Annotated in this window: 16 protein-coding genes; 9 read left to right on the top strand and 7 right to left on the bottom strand. The window is 59.5% G+C overall.

All coding sequences use genetic code 11. The features are described 5' to 3' along the window. Positions 1–42: 42 nt before the first annotated feature. From KFS80_RS12635 to KFS80_RS12650, 4 genes are all read right to left on the bottom strand, one after another. A complete protein-coding gene (locus tag KFS80_RS12635) occupies positions 43–1,086 on the bottom strand; it encodes an ABC transporter substrate-binding protein (RefSeq protein ID WP_159814844.1) in 1,044 nt (347 codons plus the stop codon). A 48-nt stretch (positions 1,087–1,134) separates the two neighbouring features. Further along, positions 1,135–2,259, bottom strand: coding sequence for an ABC transporter ATP-binding protein (locus KFS80_RS12640; RefSeq protein ID WP_212544983.1), 1,125 nt, complete (start codon positions 2,257–2,259; stop codon positions 1,135–1,137). Positions 2,260–2,614: 355 nt separating this feature from the next. Further along, positions 2,615–3,244, bottom strand: a complete 630-nt coding sequence (locus KFS80_RS12645) for a response regulator (protein WP_212544984.1) — start codon at positions 3,242–3,244, stop codon at positions 2,615–2,617. A 106-nt stretch (positions 3,245–3,350) separates the two neighbouring features. Then, a complete protein-coding gene (locus KFS80_RS12650) occupies positions 3,351–5,744 on the bottom strand; it encodes a PAS domain-containing sensor histidine kinase (protein ID WP_212544985.1) in 2,394 nt (797 codons plus the stop codon). 74 nt (positions 5,745–5,818) lie between these two features. Between KFS80_RS12650 and KFS80_RS12655 the strand changes: the two genes are divergently transcribed. Continuing rightward, complete coding sequence (locus KFS80_RS12655; RefSeq protein ID WP_212544986.1) at positions 5,819–6,808, top strand: alpha/beta hydrolase family protein; 990 nt, start codon at positions 5,819–5,821, stop codon at positions 6,806–6,808. Positions 6,809–6,902: 94 nt separating this feature from the next. Here the strand turns inward: KFS80_RS12655 and KFS80_RS12660 are convergent, their stop codons facing one another. Genes KFS80_RS12660 through KFS80_RS12670 form a run of 3 tightly spaced genes read right to left on the bottom strand, consistent with a single transcriptional unit; the run spans position 6,903 to position 9,359 of the window. Further along, entirely contained in the window at positions 6,903–7,670 is a 768-nt protein-coding gene (locus tag KFS80_RS12660) for a TerB family tellurite resistance protein (RefSeq protein ID WP_212544987.1), read from the bottom strand. 1 nt (position 7,671) lies between these two features. Beyond that, positions 7,672–8,343: an N-acetylmuramate alpha-1-phosphate uridylyltransferase MurU gene (murU, locus tag KFS80_RS12665; RefSeq protein WP_053124390.1), complete on the bottom strand. Its 672-nt coding sequence runs from the start codon at positions 8,341–8,343 to the stop codon at positions 7,672–7,674. Continuing rightward, positions 8,340–9,359: an aminoglycoside phosphotransferase family protein gene (locus KFS80_RS12670; protein WP_212544988.1), complete on the bottom strand. Its 1,020-nt coding sequence runs from the start codon at positions 9,357–9,359 to the stop codon at positions 8,340–8,342. Before KFS80_RS12670 ends, murU begins: the two co-directional genes overlap by 4 nt. 130 nt (positions 9,360–9,489) lie before the next feature. Between KFS80_RS12670 and KFS80_RS12675 the strand changes: the two genes are divergently transcribed. From KFS80_RS12675 to KFS80_RS12710, 8 genes are all read left to right on the top strand, one after another. Next, entirely contained in the window at positions 9,490–12,291 is a 2,802-nt protein-coding gene (locus KFS80_RS12675) for an LPS-assembly protein LptD (RefSeq protein WP_212544989.1), read from the top strand. Next, positions 12,272–13,588, top strand: coding sequence for a peptidylprolyl isomerase SurA (gene surA, locus KFS80_RS12680; protein ID WP_156316189.1), 1,317 nt, complete (start codon positions 12,272–12,274; stop codon positions 13,586–13,588). Before KFS80_RS12675 ends, surA begins: the two co-directional genes overlap by 20 nt. After that, the gene (gene pdxA / locus KFS80_RS12685) at positions 13,585–14,574 is read left to right on the top strand and encodes a 4-hydroxythreonine-4-phosphate dehydrogenase PdxA (protein WP_212544990.1); all 990 of its coding nucleotides are present in this window, start codon (positions 13,585–13,587) and stop codon (positions 14,572–14,574) included. Before surA ends, pdxA begins: the two co-directional genes overlap by 4 nt. Next, positions 14,571–15,389: a 16S rRNA (adenine(1518)-N(6)/adenine(1519)-N(6))-dimethyltransferase RsmA gene (gene rsmA / locus KFS80_RS12690; RefSeq protein WP_053124397.1), complete on the top strand. Its 819-nt coding sequence runs from the start codon at positions 14,571–14,573 to the stop codon at positions 15,387–15,389. The genes pdxA and rsmA overlap by 4 nt, the downstream gene beginning before the upstream one ends. Positions 15,390–15,501: 112 nt before the next feature. Continuing rightward, complete coding sequence (gene apaG / locus KFS80_RS12695) at positions 15,502–15,882, top strand: Co2+/Mg2+ efflux protein ApaG (protein ID WP_016983136.1); 381 nt, start codon at positions 15,502–15,504, stop codon at positions 15,880–15,882. After that, complete coding sequence (locus tag KFS80_RS12700) at positions 15,882–16,763, top strand: symmetrical bis(5'-nucleosyl)-tetraphosphatase (protein ID WP_212544991.1); 882 nt, start codon at positions 15,882–15,884, stop codon at positions 16,761–16,763. The genes apaG and KFS80_RS12700 overlap by 1 nt, the downstream gene beginning before the upstream one ends. A 33-nt stretch (positions 16,764–16,796) precedes the next feature. Then, positions 16,797–17,126, top strand: coding sequence for a thiosulfate sulfurtransferase GlpE (gene glpE, locus KFS80_RS12705; RefSeq protein ID WP_008085194.1), 330 nt, complete (start codon positions 16,797–16,799; stop codon positions 17,124–17,126). 297 nt (positions 17,127–17,423) lie between these two features. Further along, complete coding sequence (locus KFS80_RS12710; RefSeq protein WP_007910115.1) at positions 17,424–19,346, top strand: PrkA family serine protein kinase; 1,923 nt, start codon at positions 17,424–17,426, stop codon at positions 19,344–19,346. Positions 19,347–19,395 lie beyond the last annotated feature (49 nt).

Below are 19,395 nucleotides of genomic sequence, written 5' to 3' on the forward strand. Positions count from 1 at the left end.
TGGGAACGATCATCTGGTACACCGTCGGCCCGTGTGACGTGCTTATTTCGCAGCCCAGGAGTTGAAGCGCTGCTCCAGTTGCTCGCCGTTGTCAGCCCAGAAGCTGACGTCGATCTGCACCTGGTTGGCGATGTTTTCCGGGGTGGTCGGCATGTCTTTCAGGACGTCCTTGGCCAGCAGCGGTACGGCCTGGGTGTTGGCCGGGCCGTAGGCGATGTTTTCCGAGTAGGTCTTCTGCTGCTGCGGCTGCACCGAGTAGGCGATGAATTTCTTCGCCGCTTCCGCACGCTTGGCGTCGAGACCTTTCGGGATCGCCCAGGCGTCGAAGTCGTAGATGCCGCCGTTCCACACCACTTTCAGGTTGGATTCTTTCTGCACGGCAGCGATGCGGCCGTTGTAAGCCGAGCTCATAACCACGTCACCGGAAGCGAGGTATTGCGGCGGTTGCGCGCCGGCTTCCCACCACTGGATGCTCGGTTTCAGCTCATCGAGTTTCTTGAACGCACGATCCTGACCGTCCTTGCTCGCCAGCACTTTGTAGACGTCTTTCGGCGCCACGCCATCGGCCATCAAGGCGAATTCGAGGGTGTACTTGGCACCTTTACGCAGGCCACGTTTGCCCGGGAACTGCTTGGTGTCCCAGAAATCCGCCCAACTGGTCGGTGCGGTTTTCAGCTTGTCGGCGTTGTAAGCCAGCACGGTCGACCACACAAAGAAACCTACGCCGCACGGCTGAATCGCGCCTTTAACGTAGTCTTCGGATTTGCCGAACAGCGCCGGGTCGAGTTGTTCGAACATGTCTTCGTCACAACCACGGGACAGTTCTGGCGATTCAACTTCGACCAAGTCCCACGACACGCTCTTGGTGTCGACCATGGCTTTGACCTTGGCCATTTCGCCGTTGTATTCGCCGGCGACGATCTTGCCGTTGCCCGCCGCTTCCCACGGTGCATAGAAGGCTTTGACTTGCGCCGCCTTGTTCGCCCCGCCAAACGAGACCACGGTCAAATCCGGGCCAGCGGCCATTGCGCTTGCCGCACCCATCAGGCCCAGGGTCAGGGCGGTGAACTTCAGGGATCTCAACATTTATTGTTCTCTCCACGTGCAGGGTTGGTGTTGGTATTGCCGGGGCGATCAGTTCGCCTCTAAAAGCGGATCAAGCGCGCGAACGTGCTCGACCTGCCAGCCAAGCGGTACCACGTCACCGAGGGCGAGCGCGGGATCGAGCTCGGCAATCGGTTGTTTCACGAAGAAGTCGGTCTTGCCGCAGACTTCCAGGCGCACCCGGACGTGGTCGCCCAGATAGATGAATTCCGCCACCCTCCCTGAGAAGCGGTTAACGCATTGATCGCTCGAACCGTTGAGGCTGACGCGCTCCGGACGGATCGACAGGGTCACCGGTTCGCCGGTCTTGCCGACATTGACCGCCAGCGCCTCGACCTTTTCGCCACGGCCCAACTCGACCACGCAACGTTCGCCGGTCTGGCTGAGCAGACGGCCGTTGAGGCGGTTGTTCTCGCCGATGAAATTGGCGACGAAGGTGTTTTTCGGTTCTTCGTAGAGGCTGCGCGGCGGAGCAATCTGCTGGATTTCGCCCTGATGAAAGACCGCGACGCGGTCAGACATGGTCAGCGCTTCACCCTGATCGTGGGTCACGTAGACCACGGTCACGCCGAGGCGCTGGTGCAGGTGTTTGATTTCCATCTGCATGTGTTCACGCAATTGTTTGTCGAGGGCGCCGAGGGGTTCGTCCATCAGCACCAGTTGCGGTTCGAACACCAATGCGCGAGCCAGCGCCACACGTTGCTGCTGACCACCGGACAACTGCGCCGGGTAGCGCGAGGCGAATGCGTCAAGCTGCACCATGCTCAGGACTTTCTTGACCTTGTCGTTGACGTCGCTCTTGTTCAGGCCGCGCACGCTCAGCGGGAAGGCGAGGTTTTCAGCGACGGTCATGTGCGGGAACAGCGCGTAATTCTGAAACACCATGCCGATGTCGCGCTTATGCGGCGGCACGTTATTGATCGAACGCCCGGCCAGCAGAATTTCGCCGGCAGTCGGCGTTTCGAAACCGGCGAGCATCATCAGGCTGGTGGTTTTCCCGGAACCGGACGGCCCGAGCAGGGTAAGAAATTCGCCTTTGCGAATGTCCAGGTTGAGGTCTTTGACGATCAGGTTCTCGCCGTCGTAGCTCTTCTGCACTCCACGAAAGCTGACCAGCACATCACTGGCCCCTGCGTTTGTATCGACCTGGCTCATACCCACACCTTTGTTGTTGATGACTGCTTGTGGATTAAGCCTAGTGGTTGCTGACAGGCACGCAAATCGGGGCGCAGGAGAGAATCGCCTCAGCCGGATGGAAGGTTGGGGGTAGGGATTGCCCTACAAGGATGGCGCTAACGGATAAGGCAGTGGCGAGGGGTGAGCGGCGAGCTGCAAGAACAAGCAAAAAACGCGTGTCGCTAACAGATATGCCCACACAGCGTCAGCCATGAACGCGAACGGGATGCCACTCGGTTCTACTGTAGGAGCTGCCGAAGGCTGCGATCTTTTGATCTTGCTGTTTATAAAGTCAAAAGATCGCAGCCTTCGGCAGCTCCTACAGGGGGCGGGTTCAGAGGAGTTTGTGTTCCATCGCGTATTTGACCAGTTCGGCCAGCGAGGTGATGTTGAGCTTCTGCATCAGCCGCGCCTTGTGGGTGCTGATGGTTTTGCTGCTCAGCGCCAGTTGCTGGGCGATGTCGTTGACGTTGGCGCCTTGGGCCAGGCGCTCGAACACTGAAAATTCACGTTCGGAGAGAAGAGAGTGCAATGGCCTGGCATCGGTCAAACCGACTTCAAAAACCATCCGATCCGCCAGATCCGGGTCGATATAACGCCCACCCGCCGCGACCTTGCGGATCGCCGTGAGCAACAGCGCCGGATCGCTGTCCTTGGTCGCATAACCGGCCGCGCCGACCTTCAACGCGCGAGCAGCCATCTGCGCTTCGTCGTGCATCGACAGCACCAGAATCGCCGGCGGATTGGTCAGTGCACGAATCCGTGGGATCGCCTCCAGGCCATTGACCCCGGGCATGGAGATGTCGAGCAGCACCACTTCGCACGGCACATGGCGCAGGGTTTCGAGCAGTTGTTCGCCATTGCTCGCCTCGCCCGCCACTTGCAGATCCTTGGCCAGGCCGATCAATTGCTTGATGCCCTCACGGACGATGGTGTGGTCTTCGGCTACCAGTACACGGATCACTTGCACTCTCCTCGGTTGTTGTTTTTAAGGGCAAAAGATCGCAGCCTGCGGCAGCTCCTACATTGATCGCACACCCCCTGTAGGAGCTGCCGAAGGCTGCGATCTTTTAGCGATCCAGCGGCACCCACACTTTAAGACTAGTACCCTCCCCCGGCTCACTCTCCAGCACCAACCGCCCACCCATGATCAGCACCCGCTCGCGCATGCCGACCAAACCAAACGAAGTCGGCCTACCCGTAGCGGCGACAAATCCTACGCCATCATCGGCGACTGTCAGGCACAACTCATCGCCCTCCAGCGCCAGCGTCAGTTCCACAGTATGCGCCTGAGCATGACGCATCACGTTGGTCAGCGCTTCCTGCAAAATCCGGAACAACCCAATCGCCTTGGCATCACTCAGCGCCGACAGATTCTCCGGCACCTGCACCAGACAGGGAATCTGCGTCCGCGCTTCAAATCGTCGCGCCTGCCATTCGATCGCCGAGGCGATCCCGGCATCCAGAATCGGTGGCCGCAGCGCCGTCGCCACATCCCGCACTAACTGAAACAACTGGGCGATCAGGCGCTTCATGCTGTTGAGCCGTTCGTTCAAACCGGGGTCGAGTTGCGCGTAGGCCAATTCGCACATCGATGTCTCCAGTTTCAGCACCGTGAGCATCTGCCCCAATTCATCGTGCACCTCACGGGCGATGCGCGCCTTCTCTTCTTCGCGCACGCTTTCAAGGTGCGCCGACAGTTCGCGCAGCTGTTCACGAGAATCGGCCAGTTCCAGTTCGATGCGTTTGCTCTCGGTGATGTCCCAGACGATGCCGTCCCAGACGTACGCGCCATCCTCCAGTTGCCGGGTGATCGCCTTGATTTCGGCCCAGCGCTGCTGCCCCTGTCGCGTAACAATTCTGCCCTGCCACGACCAGTCGCTGTCGGTGTCCAGCGCTTGATCCTGGGTGCGGTGATAACTGGCCTTGTCGTCCGGGTGCACCAGACTGCGCAGGCCCATGTCGCGATGGGCGATGGCGGCCGGCGCGTAGCCCACCAGACTTTCGCTACCCTCGCTGATGTAGGCAAAGTCGATCTGCCCGGTCACCGGCGCGCGCTCCAGCCGGAACACCAATCCCGGCACGTTGGCGGCGATGCCTTGCAGCCGCGCCTCACTTTCCTGCAACGCGGCCAGTGCGCGACGGCGGTCGGTGACGTCGGTGAGGTAGACCACCAGGTATTCACTGTCGCGAAAACGCAGAAAACTCAGCGACACATCCGCTGGCAAAATACTGCCGTCAGCACGCACGCAACTGGTTTCAAAACTCAACGGCCCTTCTTCACTGGCCCGCGCACGCTTCCACAGGTTGAGCCAGCGATCCATGTGCAGGCCCGGTTCGAAGTCGATCAGCGGCCGCTCGATCAACCCGCCCGAGGGATAACCGAGCATATTTTCCGCCGCGCGATTGGCGTAGCGCACATGGCTGTCCCAGTTGACCCAGAGGATGCCGACGGTGCTTTGATCGATGGAAAACTGCGTCAGCCGCAGCGCTTCTTCGCTGGCGGCGCGCAAGGCTATGTCTTCTCTAGCGGCAAGCAAGCGTTGCTCGAGGCTGTGCTGCTGGCGCCGCTGCCAGAACACGATGGCCACGCAACTGAGCAACATCACCGCAAACAACAGCGCGAGGTTTTGCCAGAAGCCCGGCGACTCCGAGAGTCGCGGGTATTTCGGTTGCAGCCATTGATTGTGCAGGCGCTCCAGATCTTTCGCCGGGATCGCGCGCAAGGCGCTTTGGACGATACCGGCCAGTTCCGGCCAATCCCGTCGCGAAGCAACCCGCAACAATTGCGGTAGACCGATATCGCCAACCACTACCAGTTCGGCAAATTCCGGCTCCACCGACAGTCGCCCCAGTTGCGCTTCATCGACCACCGCATAGGACGCCTGCTGACTTAGCAGCAACTGCAACGCCTGACGTTCCAGCGGCACGCCTTGCAGGTTGAGATGGGGATAGTTGCCGCGCAGATAATCGGCAGTCGCGCTGGGCATGCGCACGGCGACGCGGGTCTGGCTGTCGAGTTTTTCCAGATCGATCGTGCCGCTGGCTTTTTGATCGCTGACCACCAGTTGCGGCACGCGCATGTACGGATCGGAAAACTGCCAGAGACGCAGCGCGCTCGGGGTTTGCATCAGACCGGGGGCGATGTCGATTTCACCTTCGCGCACCGCCGCTTCCAGTTGCGCGAGATCTTGAAAATTGCGCCAGCTCAGTTCGACATTGAGCACCTTGGCCAACGACTTCATCAACTCGACATTGGCTCCGGACAGCTTCTGCAAACGCCGGTCGTATTGTGCAAACGGCGCCTGCAACACCAGACCGACGCGCAGCTCATGGTGTTGCGCCAGCCATTGCTGCTGGCCCGCCGACAATTGCGCAGCGTGCGCCGGTGACTCAGGCGCCGCCCAGGCAATCAAGGGAAAGCACAACCAGCCGATAAACCAGAGGCAGCAAAATCGCTTCATTGAAGTCTCATACACTGACAAATTCTGACCAACCCATTAGGCTGCCGGGATACATTTCTGGCCTGGAATAACCGATGCCCTCTGTCTACCGCCTGGCAATGCCAGCATTGTGCCTGTCGCTGATCCTGCCTTGTGCGTTTTCCGTCGAAGCCGCCGATCCGGCGCCCGCCGCCTCGGCGGAAAAACCTGCCGAAGCGAAACCCGCCGAACGCCAGCCACTGCTTGAGCGTAGTCAGGAAGAAGCCGCCGCACTCGGCCGTACGGTTCCGGCGCAAGAGCAGCAACAGTTGCAGGCCGGCAGCGACACCTTCCTCGCCCTGTGGAAAACCGCCAACACCGCCGAACCCAAGGGCGCGGTGATTATCATCCCCGGCGCCGGCGAAACCGCTGACTGGCCGCAAGCAATCGGCCCGTTGCGGCAGAAATTGCCCGACGCCAAGTGGAGCAGCCTGAGTATCACCCTGCCCGATCTGCAAAGCGATGCCATCGCACCGCGCGTCGTCGAGCCCGTCGCCGCGCCGAAAGCGCCGGAAACCGGCAGCAAGGATGCCACCACCGCGCAGCCGATTGAGCAGGCCGCCGGCGGTGAAGCCGAGGTCGCCGATCAAGTTGCGGCCGACACTGTGGAAGAACAGGAAAAGGCTGACGGCGAGCGCATCTTCGCCCGCATCGACGCGGCCATTGCCTACGCCGAACAGCAGAGCGCGCGCAGCATTGTCGTGCTCGGTCATGGCACCGGGGCTTATTGGGCGGCGCGTTATCTGAGCGAGAAACAGACTGCGCAGGTGGAGAAGTTTGTAATGGTCGATGCGCAGACACCGGCCAAAGCCAAACCGGCATTGGCGGAACTGACGCCAACGCTGAAATTGCCGACCGCAGATATTTTCTACATGGACAAGGCGCTGGATCGCAATGCGGCGCTGGAGCGTATGCAGGCGAGCAAGCGGTTGAAGACCTCGGCGTTTAGCCAGGTGGCGTTGCAGGCGTTGCCGGATAAAAAGGCTGAGCAGGAACAGTTGATCCGCCGGGTGCGCGGCTGGTTGAATCCGCAGAACACCGACTGATAAAGCAAAAAGATCGCAGCCTTCGGCAGCTCCTACAGGAAACGCATTCCAAGGTAGGAGCTGCCGAAGGCTGCGATCTTTTGATCTTCAACGGTCAGCGAAAATCCCGCCGCTCACGAATCAATGTGTAGGCATTGTGCAATTCCCGCGTACGTTCGGTCGCCTCACGCACCTGCGCCGTCGTCGCGCCCGTGCCGGCAATCTTGTCCGGGTGATGCCGACTCAACAGCCGCCGGTACGCCCGCTTGATCTGCGCCGGTTCGCTAATGGCCGACACCCCGAGCAAACGCATCGCCTCCTGATAACTCACAGCCGCACTGACAATTGGCCGCTTGCCGGGCTCGTAATCACTGGCCAGCGCCTGCACCTGCTGCACTGTCCAGCCCAGCCACTTGCCCCACTGCGCCAACAATTCACGTTCGCTGACACCGGCGCGACCATCCGCCCAAACCATCCGCCAACAGGCGCGCAACACACCCTCGGCAGCATGCGGCTGGCCGCTGAGTCGACGCAGATACCCGCGCAGACTGTCGTTACCCGACTTGCCGCGATTGAACGCGGCAATCGCCCGACGCATTGCCGGATCACTCATTTCCAGCGCACGCATTTCATTGCGCGCCTGCTGGATATGCCCGTCAGTGACGCGCCCATCACTTTTGGCCAGACGCCCAAGCAGCAAAAACAACAATTCGTCGTTGCGCAACATCGGTCGACCGCCGAGCTTTTCGCGCAAATGCCCCCAGCTCTGCAAGTGCAGACGCCGATCCAGCGCCTGCCCCAACAACGCCCCAAGCATGGCCCCCGGAATGCTGGCAATCGCAAATCCCGCTCCGGCTCCAATCAGAGTCCCTGGCCACAACATGTCAGCGACTCGCTTCTATCAAGGTTTCCGCTTCCGCGAGACGCTCGTGGGTGCCGACATCCACCCAGTGACCTTTGAGACGTTCGCCAGTGACTTCGCCTTCGGCCATGGCTTTACGCAGCAGCGGCGCGAGTTTGAAGGCGCCGTCCGTGCAGCCGTCGAACAGTTGCGGATGCAGTACCGCGATGCCGCTGTAGGTCAAAGTCGCAGCATTAGCCTGGCCGTCGATCACCTGCCCATCGACCAGAGAAAAGTCGCCGGTTGGGTGATGCGCCGGGTTGTCCGCCAGCACCAGATGCGCCAGACCGTTAATCGGCTGGTGCAGCACGCTGAAGTCGTAATCCGTCCAGATATCACCGTTGACCACCAGAAACGCATCGTCACCGAGCAACGGCAGCGCACGGAAAATCCCGCCGCCGGTTTCCAGCGGCTCACCTTCCGGCGAGTACTGGATGCTCAGACCGAATTGCGAACCGTCACCGAGGTAATCCTCGATCTGCTGACCGAGCCAGGCGTGGTTGATCACGATCTCGTTGAAACCGGCGGCGGCGAGGGCGCGCAGGTGATATTCGATCAAGGGCACGCCACCGGCGCGCACCAGCGGTTTTGGAGTGGTCAGGGTCAGCGGGCGCATGCGCTCGCCTTTGCCTGCCGCCAGAATCATTGCCTTCATGCTGTGGCTCTACCCCGCAGGCTGGTGAACAGCGCTTGCAACTCGGCCAGTTCCGGGCGACGGGCGATCACTGCTTCTATATAGGAGAAGAAACGCGGCACGTCGGCCAGGTAACGCGGCTTGCCATCGCGGTGGCAGATGCGCGCGAAGATGCCGATGACTTTCAAGTGACGCTGCACGCCCATCAGGTCGCTCGCGCGCAGGAAGTCTTCGAAGTTCGACTGCACCGGGATATTCAATGCCGAGGCTTGCTGCCAGTAATTTTCCAGCCAGCCGCGCACGCGTTCTTCAGGCCAGCTGAGGAAGGCGTCCTTGAACAGACAGGTGACGTCGTAAGTGACCGGGCCGTAGACCGCGTCCTGAAAATCCAGCACGCCGGGATTCGGCTCGCTGAGCATCAGGTTGCGCGGCATGTAGTCGCGGTGCACCAGCACTTTCGGCTGGGCCAGGGCGCTGTCGATCAACAGATCGCTGATCTGCTGCCACTGCTGTTGCTGGGCCGAATCGAATTCGACGCCGAGTTCACGCTTCACATACCACTCGGGGAACAGTTCCAGCTCACGGCGCAGCAAAGCCACGTCGTAACTCGGCAGCGGCGCCACCATCGGCAACTGCTGAAAAGCCAGCAATGCCTGCAGGGCATCGCTGAACAATGCGTCGGCATTTTCGCCATCAATCACGTCGAGATAAGTCTTGTTACCCAGGTCATTAAGCAAAAGAAAACCGCGCTCGAGGTCTTCTGCGTAAATTTTCGGCACATTTATTCCGGATTTCGCCAGCAAAAAAGCGATATCCACGAACGGTTTGCAGTTTTCCTGGGGTGGCGGAGCGTCCATGACGACAAAGCTTTTGCCCTCGCCTTCCCAACGGAAGTAACGGCGGAAACTCGCGTCGCTGCTGGCCGCAGTCAACGTGGCCGGGGGCACAGCGCCCCAACCCTGATCTGCAAAGAGGATTGCCAGCTGTTCATCGAGCCAAACTTTCAGGTGTTGCAAGCGTACATCTTGGTCAGGCATTGCAAGGGTCTCCGACGGCGCTAGCCGTCAAGCGGGTCATGCTTTATTATCCAGCATCTTTTTCAGACCATCGAGAGGCGTGCGGCCCACACCGCGGGCAGATGGCACGCAGGAAGCCCGGACTAATAAGATGGCATTGAAATCCCCCGCGTTTCGTAAAAAATTTCCGTTGTTGGTAACCGGCAGTCTGCTGGCTATGCAACCTCTGGCCAGTCAATTCGTTGTTGCCGCCGAGCAGTATGACTGCTCCGTCTCGGCAACGGGTGGTTGGGCCTGTGCGCCCAAGGCGACGGCGGCTGCATTGCCTCCGCGCCCAGTGCATGACGGCAGTGCCGTCAGCGCTGCCGGCGACGCTGCGACCGAAAACGGTTCGACCGCCGACACTGGCCCTAAAACAGCACTCGTCACCGAAGCCAAAGGCCGCGGCCTGAAAGCCCGTAGCGAAGACTACAGTCACCTCGACTGGGTTCCGCGCGAGAAGCTGACCGCCGCGCAACTGGCCGAAACCGGCCCGTACTGCTCCGGTGCCTACATCGAGCCGACTCGTCCTGGCATGAATGACAAGACGAACAAAAGCGATGCGCCTACCTTTATCGGCGCAAAAGCCTCGCGCTATAACACCGATGATCAAGTCGGTACGTTGGCCGGTGATGTCGTCTTGCGTCAGGGCAGCATGCAGGTTGAATCCGACGAGGCGAGCCTGTACCAGGCCGAGAGCCGCGCCGAACTCGCGGGCGATGTTCGTATCCGCGACAACGGCGCGCTGATCGTCGGCGACCACGCCGATGTACAGCTCGACACCGGTGAAGCCAAGGTCGATAACGCCGAATACGTGATGCACAAATCGCGTATCCGCGGCAGCGCGCTGTACGCCAAGCGTGCAGAGAACGCGATCATCCGCTTGAAGGACGGCACGTACACCACGTGCGAACCGAACAGCAACGCCTGGCAGCTCAAGGGCAACAACATCACCTTGAACCCGGCCACCGGTTTCGGTACCGCGACCAACGTGACACTGCGGGTCAAGGACATTCCGATCCTGTACACCCCGTACATCTACTTCCCGATCGACGACCGTCGTCAGTCCGGTTTCCTGCCGCCGACCATCGGCACAGGCACCGATACCGGCTTCATGCTGGTCACGCCGTACTACTTCAACCTGGCGCCGAATTACGACGCCACGTTGTATCCGCGTTACATGAGCAAGCGCGGCATGCTGGTCGAAGGCGAATTCCGCTACCTGACCAAGTCGAGCGAAGGTCAGTTCGGCGCGGCGTTCCTCAACGACGAGGATGACGATCGCGACAAGCAGACCGACTCCAAGTCGACCCGTTACATGTACAACTGGCAACACAAAGGTGGCCTGGATTCGCGCGTCCTGACGCAAGTCGACTACACCAAGATCAGCGATCCGTACTATTTCCAGGATCTGGAAACCGATCAGATCGGCGTGAAGAGCTCCGACTACGTGAACCAGCAGGGTTCTATCACTTATCGTGGCGACAGTTACACGGCGCGTTTGAACGCCCAGGCTTATCAGTTGGCCACCGTTGCGGACGTCACTCCTTACGACCGCCTCCCGCAGCTCACCTTAAATGGTCAACTGCCGGTTCATCCGCAAGGCCTTCAATTCGATTACGAGACCGAGTTGGTTCGCTTCGATCGCGATCTGCTGACCGGTACTTACACCGATAAAGATGGCAGCGACCCACAGCCTCGCCTTGATAACAACGTTTTTGGTCTGGCCCGCGCCAACGGCGATCGTTTGAATCTGAAACCGGGTGTCAGCCTTCCGATGAACTGGACGTATGGTTTCCTGAAGCCGTCGCTCAAGTACCAGTACACCCAGTATCAACTGGATCTGGACAACACCGGTAAATCTCAGATTGCTGCTATGTCGGCCGATCAGCAGAAACTCAACGGTACGTTTGACAGCAATCAGAACCGCGGCGTGCCAATCGCCAGTATCGACAGCGGCTTGTACTTTGACCGTAAGACTTCTTATTTCGGCAAAAACTACAATCAAACCCTGGAACCGCGCCTGTACTACCTCTACGTTCCAGAGAAAGATCAAGCAGACATTCCGGTCTTCGACACTGGCGAATATACCTTCAACTATGCGTCGTTATTCCGGGATAACCGCTTCTCCGGCTCCGACCGTGTCGGCGATGAGAACAAACTGTCGCTAGGTGTGACCAGTCGCTGGATCGAGGAAGACGGCTTCGAGCGTCAACGCATCAGTGTCGGCCAAGCCCTGTACTTCAAGGATCGTGAAGTACAACTTCCAGGCATTGACGCTAAAACCCGTAACGACGCGCACTCCAACGTATCGCCATACGCACTGGAATACGAATATCGCTGGAACCGCGATTGGCGCACCACTGCCGATTACAACTGGGATCCGGACAGCCGCAGCCCACGCTCCGGCAGCGCGATGTTCCACTACCAGCCTGAAGACAATCCGAACAAGATCGTCAACCTCGGCTATCGCTATCGCAACGACCAGGTTCGCTACGACCAGAACACCGGTAAGTGGACCGTGGGCGGCGGCGACTACGGCACCCCGGGTCAGCCTGGCTACATCAAGGACTACTACAAGATCCAGCAGCATGACTTCTCGGTCATCTGGCCGATCGTTCCGCAGTGGAGCGCCATCAGCCGCTGGCAGTACGACTACAACCGCAACCGTACGCTGGAAGCCTTCGGTGGTTTCGAGTACGACAACTGCTGCTGGAAACTGCGCCTGATCAACCGTTACTGGGTTTCCTACGACGAATTCAGTCAGGAAGCTCCGCAAAACGAAAAAGGCGACCACGGCGTCTTCCTCCAAATTGTTCTGAAGGGACTGGGCGGCCTGACTGGCGCCAAGGCTGAGAGTTTCCTCGACAAAGGCATCCAAGGTTATCGTCAACGTGAAGACCAAGCTTTCTGATTGTCTGCGCCCGCTGATGCTGGGCGCGCTGTTCCTGAGTACGGCGGGTAACGCCGCCGTTCAGTCCATCGATAAAGTGGTCGCGATCGTCGACAACGACGTGGTCATGCAGAGCCAACTGGATCAGCGTGTCCACGAAGTTCAGCAGACCATCGCCAAGCGTGGAGGCGGCCAGCCGCCTCCGGGCGTACTGGATCAACAGGTGCTTGAGCGCCTGATCGTCGAAAACCTGCAACTGCAGATCGGCGAACGTTCCGGTATCCGCATCACCGATGAAGAGCTGAACCAGGCTGTCGGCACCATTGCACAACGCAACAACATGACTGTGGATCAATTCCGCGCTGCCTTGGCTCACGACGGTCTGTCTTACGACGACGCTCGTGATCAGATCCGCCGTGAAATGGTCATCAGCCGTGTGCGTCAGCGTCGTGTGGCAGAACGCATCCAGGTCTCCGAGCAGGAAGTGAAAAACTTCCTCGCTTCCGATCTGGGCAAAATGCAGCTGTCCGAAGAACTGCACCTGGCCAATATCCTGATTCCAACCCCGGAAAGCGCTAACTCTGAAGCAATTCAGAACGCTGCCCGTCAGGCCATGGATGTTTACCAGCAACTCAAGCAAGGCGCCGACTTCGGTCAATTGGCCGTGGCCAAATCCGCCAGCGACAACGCACTGGAAGGCGGCGACATGGGCTGGCGTAAAGCCGCTCAATTGCCACCTCCGTTCGACCGCGAGCTGAGCAGCATGGCCGTAGGCGACATCACTCAACCAGCGCGCACACCGGGTGGTTTCATCATCCTCAAGCTGCTGGCCAAGCGTGGTGGCGAGACCCAGATGCGAGACGAAGTGCATGTCCGCCATATTCTGGTGAAGCCAAGCCCGATTCGCGACGAAGCCAAAACCAAAGCCCTGGTGCAGTCGCTGTATGACCGCATCGTGGCCGGTGAAGACTTCGCTGAACTGGCGAAAAGCTACTCCGAAGACCCGGGTTCGGCGCTCAACGGCGGCGACCTGAATTGGATCGATCCGGGCGCACTGGTGCCGGAATTCCGCGAAGTGATGGCCAAGACCCCACAAGGTCAGCTGTCCAAGCCATTCCAGACCCAATACGGCTGGCACGTTCTGGAAGTCCTTGGCCGTCGTGCCACTGACAGCACCGAACAGGCCCGCGAGCAGCAAGCCATGACCGTATTGCGTAACCGCAAATACGACGAAGAGCTGCAAACCTGGTTGCGTCAGATCCGTGACGAAGCGTACGTAGAGATCAAACTCCCTGGTGCAGACCAGGCAGCGCAGTGAAACCCAAGCGTTTCGCGCTGACACCCGGCGAACCAGCCGGCATCGGTCCCGACCTGTGCCTGCTGCTCGCCTCGCAAGCCCAGCCACATCCCCTGATTGCCATCACCAGCCGCGACCTGCTCAATGAGCGGGCCGCGCAGCTGGGGCTGGCCGTCAACTTGCTGGATGTCGGCCCGAATCACTGGCCGGACGCCCCGGCGCCCGCCAACAGCCTGTACGTCTGGGATACACCACTCAGCGCCCCCGTGGTGGCCGGGCAACTGGACAAGGCCAACGCTGCTTTCGTCCTCGAAACCCTGACCCGTGCCGGCAACGGCTGCCTGAACGGCGATTTCGCCGGGATGATCACCGCGCCGGTACACAAAGGCGTGATCAACGAGTCGGGCATCGCTTTCTCCGGGCATACGGAATTTCTGGCTGACCTGACCCATACCGCTCAAGTAGTGATGATGCTGGCGACACGCGGTTTGCGCGTGGCACTGGTCACCACTCACCTGCCCCTGCGCGAGATTGCCGATGCGATCACGCCGGAACGGCTGGAACGGGTCACGCGAATTCTGCACAGCGATCTGCAAAACAAATTCGGCATCGCCCAGCCACGCATTCTGGTGTGCGGACTCAACCCGCACGCCGGTGAAGGCGGCCACCTGGGCCATGAAGAAATCGACATCATTGAACCGACATTAGAGCGCCTGCGCGGCGAGGGCATGGACCTTCGTGGCCCGCTGCCTGCCGACACTCTGTTTACCCCCAAATATCTGGAGCACTGCGACGCAGTGCTGGCGATGTACCACGACCAGGGCCTGCCTGTGCTTAAGTACAAAGGCTTCGGCGCTGCCGTCAACGTGACCCTGGGCCTGCCGATCATCCGCACATCGGTCGACCACGGCACTGCCCTGGATCTGGCCGGCAGCGGCAAGATCGACACCGGCAGCCTGCAAGTCGCCCTGGAAACCGCCTACCAGATGGCCGAGACCCGTTTATGACCGAGCAATACCAACACAAGGCGCGCAAACGCTTTGGCCAGAACTTCCTGCACGATGCCGGCGTTATCGACCGCATCCTGCGCTCCATCAGCGCCAAGCCTGACGATCGTCTGCTGGAAATCGGCCCGGGCCAAGGCGCACTGACCGCCGGCCTGCTGAATTCCGGCGGGCAGCTCGACGTGGTGGAACTGGACAAGGATCTGATCCCGATCCTCAATCAGCAGTTCGCCGGCAAGAGCAATTTCAACCTGCACCAGGGTGACGCGCTGAAGTTCGACTTCAACACGCTCAACGCCGCGCCAAACAGCCTGCGTGTGGTCGGCAACCTGCCGTACAACATCTCGACGCCGCTGATTTTTCACCTGCTGAATAACGCCGGCATCATTCGCGACATGCACTTCATGCTGCAGAAAGAAGTGGTCGAGCGGCTGGCCGCAGGCCCGGGCGGCGGTGACTGGGGTCGTCTGTCGATCATGGTTCAGTACCACTGCCGCGTAGAACATCTGTTCAATGTTGGCCCGGGCGCATTCAACCCGCCGCCAAAAGTCGATTCGGCGATCGTTCGTCTGGTGCCGCACGCCGTGCTGCCGCACCCGGCCAAGGATCACAAGTTGCTGGAGCGCGTTGTGCGCGAAGCCTTCAACCAGCGTCGCAAGACTCTGCGCAACACCCTCAAACAATTGCTCAGCAATGCTGAAATCGAAGCCGCCGGCGTCGATGGCAGCCTGCGTCCGGAGCAACTGGATCTGGCCGCATTCGTGCGCCTGGCCGATCAGCTCGCAGTACAAGTCCCGGCCTCCCCCGCCGCCGACTGACATACGATGAACGCTATCGGGCAGGACGCCACTCTGGTTTACTGCCCGATACTTGCCTAGACTGATTCCCCATCAGCTACGCCCCGCGTTCCGCTTCGTTAAGGCCCCTTGCATGTCCGATTCCCGTTACCAGGTCGATGTCAGCGTCGTTACCCGCTATCTGGCAGACCAATCGCAACCCGAGCACGACCGTTTCGCCTTCGCCTACACCATCACCGTGCAGAACAATGGCGCGATCCCGGCCAAACTGCTGTCGCGGCACTGGGTGATCACCGATGGTGACGGCCACGTCGAAGAAGTACGCGGCGCCGGCGTGGTGGGTCAGCAACCACTGATCAATGCCGGGCAAAGCCACACCTACAGCAGCGGCACGGTGATGACCACCAAGGTCGGCACCATGCAAGGCACTTATGAAATGGTCGCCGACGACGGCAAACATTTCGATGCGATCATCAAACCTTTCCGCCTGGCGGTGCCCGGGGCCTTGCACTGATGGCAACCTATGCCGTCGGCGACCTGCAAGGCTGCCTCGAACCGCTGAAGTGTCTGCTCAAGCAAGTCGCGTTCGACCCGACGCTCGATCGGCTGTGGCTGGTCGGCGATCTGGTCAACCGAGGCCCGCAGTCATTGGAAACCCTGCGCTTTCTGTACGGCATGCGCGAGTCGCTGGTCTGCGTGTTGGGCAATCACGATCTGCATCTACTGGCGGCCGCCAAAAATATCGAGCGTTTGAAGAAGTCCGACACCTTGCGCGAGATTCTCGACGCACCGGACTGTGCCGAACTGCTTGAGTGGGTGCGTCAGCAGAAGCTGATGCATTACGACGAAATGCGTGATGTCGCCATGGTTCACGCCGGCATTCCACCGCAATGGTCACTGCGCCGCGCCTTGAAGTGCGCGGATGAAGTCGAAACAGCGCTGCGCGACGACAACCTGTTCCCCGCCTACCTCGACGGCATGTACGGCAACGATCCGGCGAAATGGGACAACGACCTCAAAGGCGTGACTCGCCTGCGCGTGATCACCAACTACTTCACGCGCATGCGTTTCTGCACCGCCGAGGGCAAGCTCGACCTCAAGAGCAAGGAAGGCCTCGATACTGCACCGCCCGGCTACAAACCGTGGTTCCAGCACAAAGAGCGCAAGACCAAAGGCCTGCGCATCATCTTTGGTCACTGGGCGGCCCTTGAAGGCAATATCCATGAGCCAGGCATCTCGGCGCTGGACACCGGTTGTGTCTGGGGCGGCCGCCTGACCCTGATGAATGTCGACAGCGGCGAACGCCTGTCATGCAAATGCGACGAACACGGTGGCCTCGCGCCAACCGTCGCACCACTTATCCCCGAAACTTCGCCAGTCAACGCACCGCGTTAAACTGCGCTTTCAGCCGAGCAACAGGAACCCGCCATGAGCGAATTCAAACGAATCCCCCCGGAACAGGCCCAGGCCCTGCGTGAGCAAGGTGCCGTCGTCGTCGACGTCCGTGATCCGGCGACTTTCGCTGCCCTGCACATCAGCGGCTCGAAGCATCTGGACAATCATTCCCTGCACGCCTTCATTCAAGGCGCTGACCTCGATGCACCGACCGTGGTCGTCTGCTATCACGGCAATTCCAGCCAGGGCGCTGCGGCGTACTTGATCAGCCAAGGCTTTTCCGACGTCTACAGCATGGACGGCGGCTTCGAGTTGTGGCGTACGACTTATCCTGCGGAAACCGCGCAAGGCATCGCCGAATAATTTTTTTGTCACGCGCAGGCCCCGGCTGCCGTGGGCCTGCGCGGGCAGACGAACGGTCTTGCCACAACTAATTACGTATCTCGCCTTTACCTCCTGAATTCCCAACTATCCTTAAGCCCAGGCCATCCAAAACAGGGGAGAGCCGGTACACCGGCGCACGGGTCATCGGGAGTGACTTTCGCGATTGTCGATCGTGGAAGTGTTCTGGGGGGTAAACAAACAGCTGCCAAAACGGTTGTTTGCCAGCATCGACTGAGTGATCCGGCGTCGGCTCCACGTATCGAGCGAGGTGACGTCATGAGTATCTTTAGCCACTTCCAACAACGCTTCGAGTCCACACGCCAGGAAGAACTCTCGCTGCAAGAGTACCTGGAGCTGTGCAAGAAAGACCGAAGCGCCTACGTTTCCGCCGCCGAGCGTCTATTGCTGGCCATCGGCGAACCGGAACTGCTCGACACCTCGACCAATTCGAGGCTGTCACGCATCTTCTCCAACAAGGTGATCCGTCGCTATCCGGCCTTTGAAGACTTCCACGGGATGGAAGAATGCATCGACCAGATCGTTTCGTATTTCCGCCATGCCGCCCAAGGCCTGGAAGAGAAGAAACAAATCCTTTACCTGCTCGGCCCCGTCGGTGGCGGTAAATCCTCCCTGGCCGAGAAGCTGAAACAGCTGATCGAGAAAGTGCCCTTCTACGCGATCAAGGGCTCGCCGGTATTCGAATCTCCTTTGGGTCTGTTCAACGCCACCGAAGATGGCGCGATCCTCGAAGAAGACTTCGGTATTCCACGGCGCTACCTGAACACCATCATGTCGCCCTGGGCGACCAAACGTCTGGCCGAATTCGGCGGCGACATCAGCCAGTTCCGCGTGGTCAAACTGTACCCGTCGATCCTCAACCAGATCGCTGTCGCCAAGACCGAACCGGGTGACGAGAACAACCAGGACATCTCGGCGCTGGTCGGTAAAGTCGACATTCGCAAACTCGAGGAATACCCACAGAACGATGCCGACGCTTACAGCTACTCCGGTGCGCTGTGCCGGGCCAACCAGGGCCTGATGGAATTCGTCGAAATGTTCAAGGCGCCGATCAAGGTGCTGCACCCATTGCTGACCGCGACTCAGGAAGGCAACTACAACAGTACCGAAGGCCTCGGCGCGATTCCGTTCACCGGGATCCTGCTCGCCCACTCCAACGAGTCGGAATGGCACACCTTCCGCAACAACAAGAACAACGAAGCCTTCATCGACCGGATCTACATCGTCAAAGTGCCGTATTGCCTGCGCGTCAGCGACGAAGTGAAAATCTACGACAAACTGCTGTTCAACAGTTCTCTGGCCAAAGCGCATTGCGCGCCTGACACCCTGAAAATGCTCGCGCAGTTCACTGTGCTTTCGCGCCTCAAAGAGCCGGAAAACTCCAACATCTATTCGAAGATGCGCGTCTACGACGGTGAAAACCTCAAAGACACCGATCCGAAAGCCAAGTCGATTCAGGAATACCGCGACTCGGCAGGCGTTGATGAGGGCATGAACGGTCTGTCGACCCGCTTTGCGTTCAAGATCCTCTCCAAGGTCTTCAACTTCGATCCGCATGAAATCGCCGCCAACCCGGTGCACCTGCTCTATGTGCTGGAACAGCAGATCGAACAGGAACAATTCCAGGCCGAAACCCGCGAACGCTATCTGCGCTACCTGAAAGAATACCTGGCACCGCGTTATATCGAATTCATCGGCAAGGAAATCCAGACCGCTTACCTCGAGTCTTACAGCGAGTACGGCCAGAACATCTTCGACCGCTACGTGCTGTATGCAGACTTCTGGATTCAGGATCAGGAATACCGCGATCCGGAAACCGGCGAGATCCTCAACCGTGTTGCCCTGAACGAAGAACTGGAGAAAATCGAAAAACCGGCCGGCATCAGCAATCCGAAGGATTTCCGCAACGAAATTGTCAACTTCGTCCTGCGCGCCCGGGCCAACAACAACGGCAAGAACCCGACCTGGCTCAGCTACGAAAAACTGCGCGTGGTCATCGAGAAGAAAATGTTCTCGAACACCGAGGATCTGCTGCCGGTCATCAGCTTCAACGCCAAGGCCAGCAAGGAGGATCAGCAAAAGCACAACGACTTCGTCACTCGAATGGTCGAACGCGGCTACACCGACAAACAGGTACGGCTTCTTTCCGAATGGTACCTACGGGTACGGAAGTCGCAGTGAAGCAGCTGCAAGCTTCTAGCTACGAGCTGCAAGAACAAAGCGCGTAACC

The sequence above is a fragment of the Pseudomonas rustica genome, assembly GCF_018336155.1.
Taxonomy (GTDB): domain Bacteria; phylum Pseudomonadota; class Gammaproteobacteria; order Pseudomonadales; family Pseudomonadaceae; genus Aquipseudomonas; species Aquipseudomonas rustica.

Excerpts from the sequence above, each read along its gene's own strand:
- KFS80_RS12635 (WP_159814844.1), bottom strand. The coding sequence starts at position 1,086 with ATGTTGAGATCCCTGAAGTTCACCGCCCTGACCCTGGGCCTGATGGGT.
- KFS80_RS12640 (WP_212544983.1), bottom strand. The coding sequence starts at position 2,259 with ATGAGCCAGGTCGATACAAACGCAGGGGCCAGTGATGTGCTGGTCAGC.
- KFS80_RS12650 (WP_212544985.1), bottom strand. The coding sequence starts at position 5,744 with ATGAAGCGATTTTGCTGCCTCTGGTTTATCGGCTGGTTGTGCTTTCCC.
- KFS80_RS12655 (WP_212544986.1), top strand. The coding sequence starts at position 5,819 with ATGCCCTCTGTCTACCGCCTGGCAATGCCAGCATTGTGCCTGTCGCTG.
- KFS80_RS12660 (WP_212544987.1), bottom strand. The coding sequence starts at position 7,670 with ATGTTGTGGCCAGGGACTCTGATTGGAGCCGGAGCGGGATTTGCGATT.
- murU (WP_053124390.1), bottom strand. The coding sequence starts at position 8,343 with ATGAAGGCAATGATTCTGGCGGCAGGCAAAGGCGAGCGCATGCGCCCG.
- KFS80_RS12670 (WP_212544988.1), bottom strand. The coding sequence starts at position 9,359 with ATGCCTGACCAAGATGTACGCTTGCAACACCTGAAAGTTTGGCTCGAT.
- KFS80_RS12675 (WP_212544989.1), top strand. The coding sequence starts at position 9,490 with ATGGCATTGAAATCCCCCGCGTTTCGTAAAAAATTTCCGTTGTTGGTA.
- rsmA (WP_053124397.1), top strand. The coding sequence starts at position 14,571 with ATGACCGAGCAATACCAACACAAGGCGCGCAAACGCTTTGGCCAGAAC.
- apaG (WP_016983136.1), top strand. The coding sequence starts at position 15,502 with ATGTCCGATTCCCGTTACCAGGTCGATGTCAGCGTCGTTACCCGCTAT.
- KFS80_RS12700 (WP_212544991.1), top strand. The coding sequence starts at position 15,882 with ATGGCAACCTATGCCGTCGGCGACCTGCAAGGCTGCCTCGAACCGCTG.
- glpE (WP_008085194.1), top strand. The coding sequence starts at position 16,797 with ATGAGCGAATTCAAACGAATCCCCCCGGAACAGGCCCAGGCCCTGCGT.
- KFS80_RS12710 (WP_007910115.1), top strand. The coding sequence starts at position 17,424 with ATGAGTATCTTTAGCCACTTCCAACAACGCTTCGAGTCCACACGCCAG.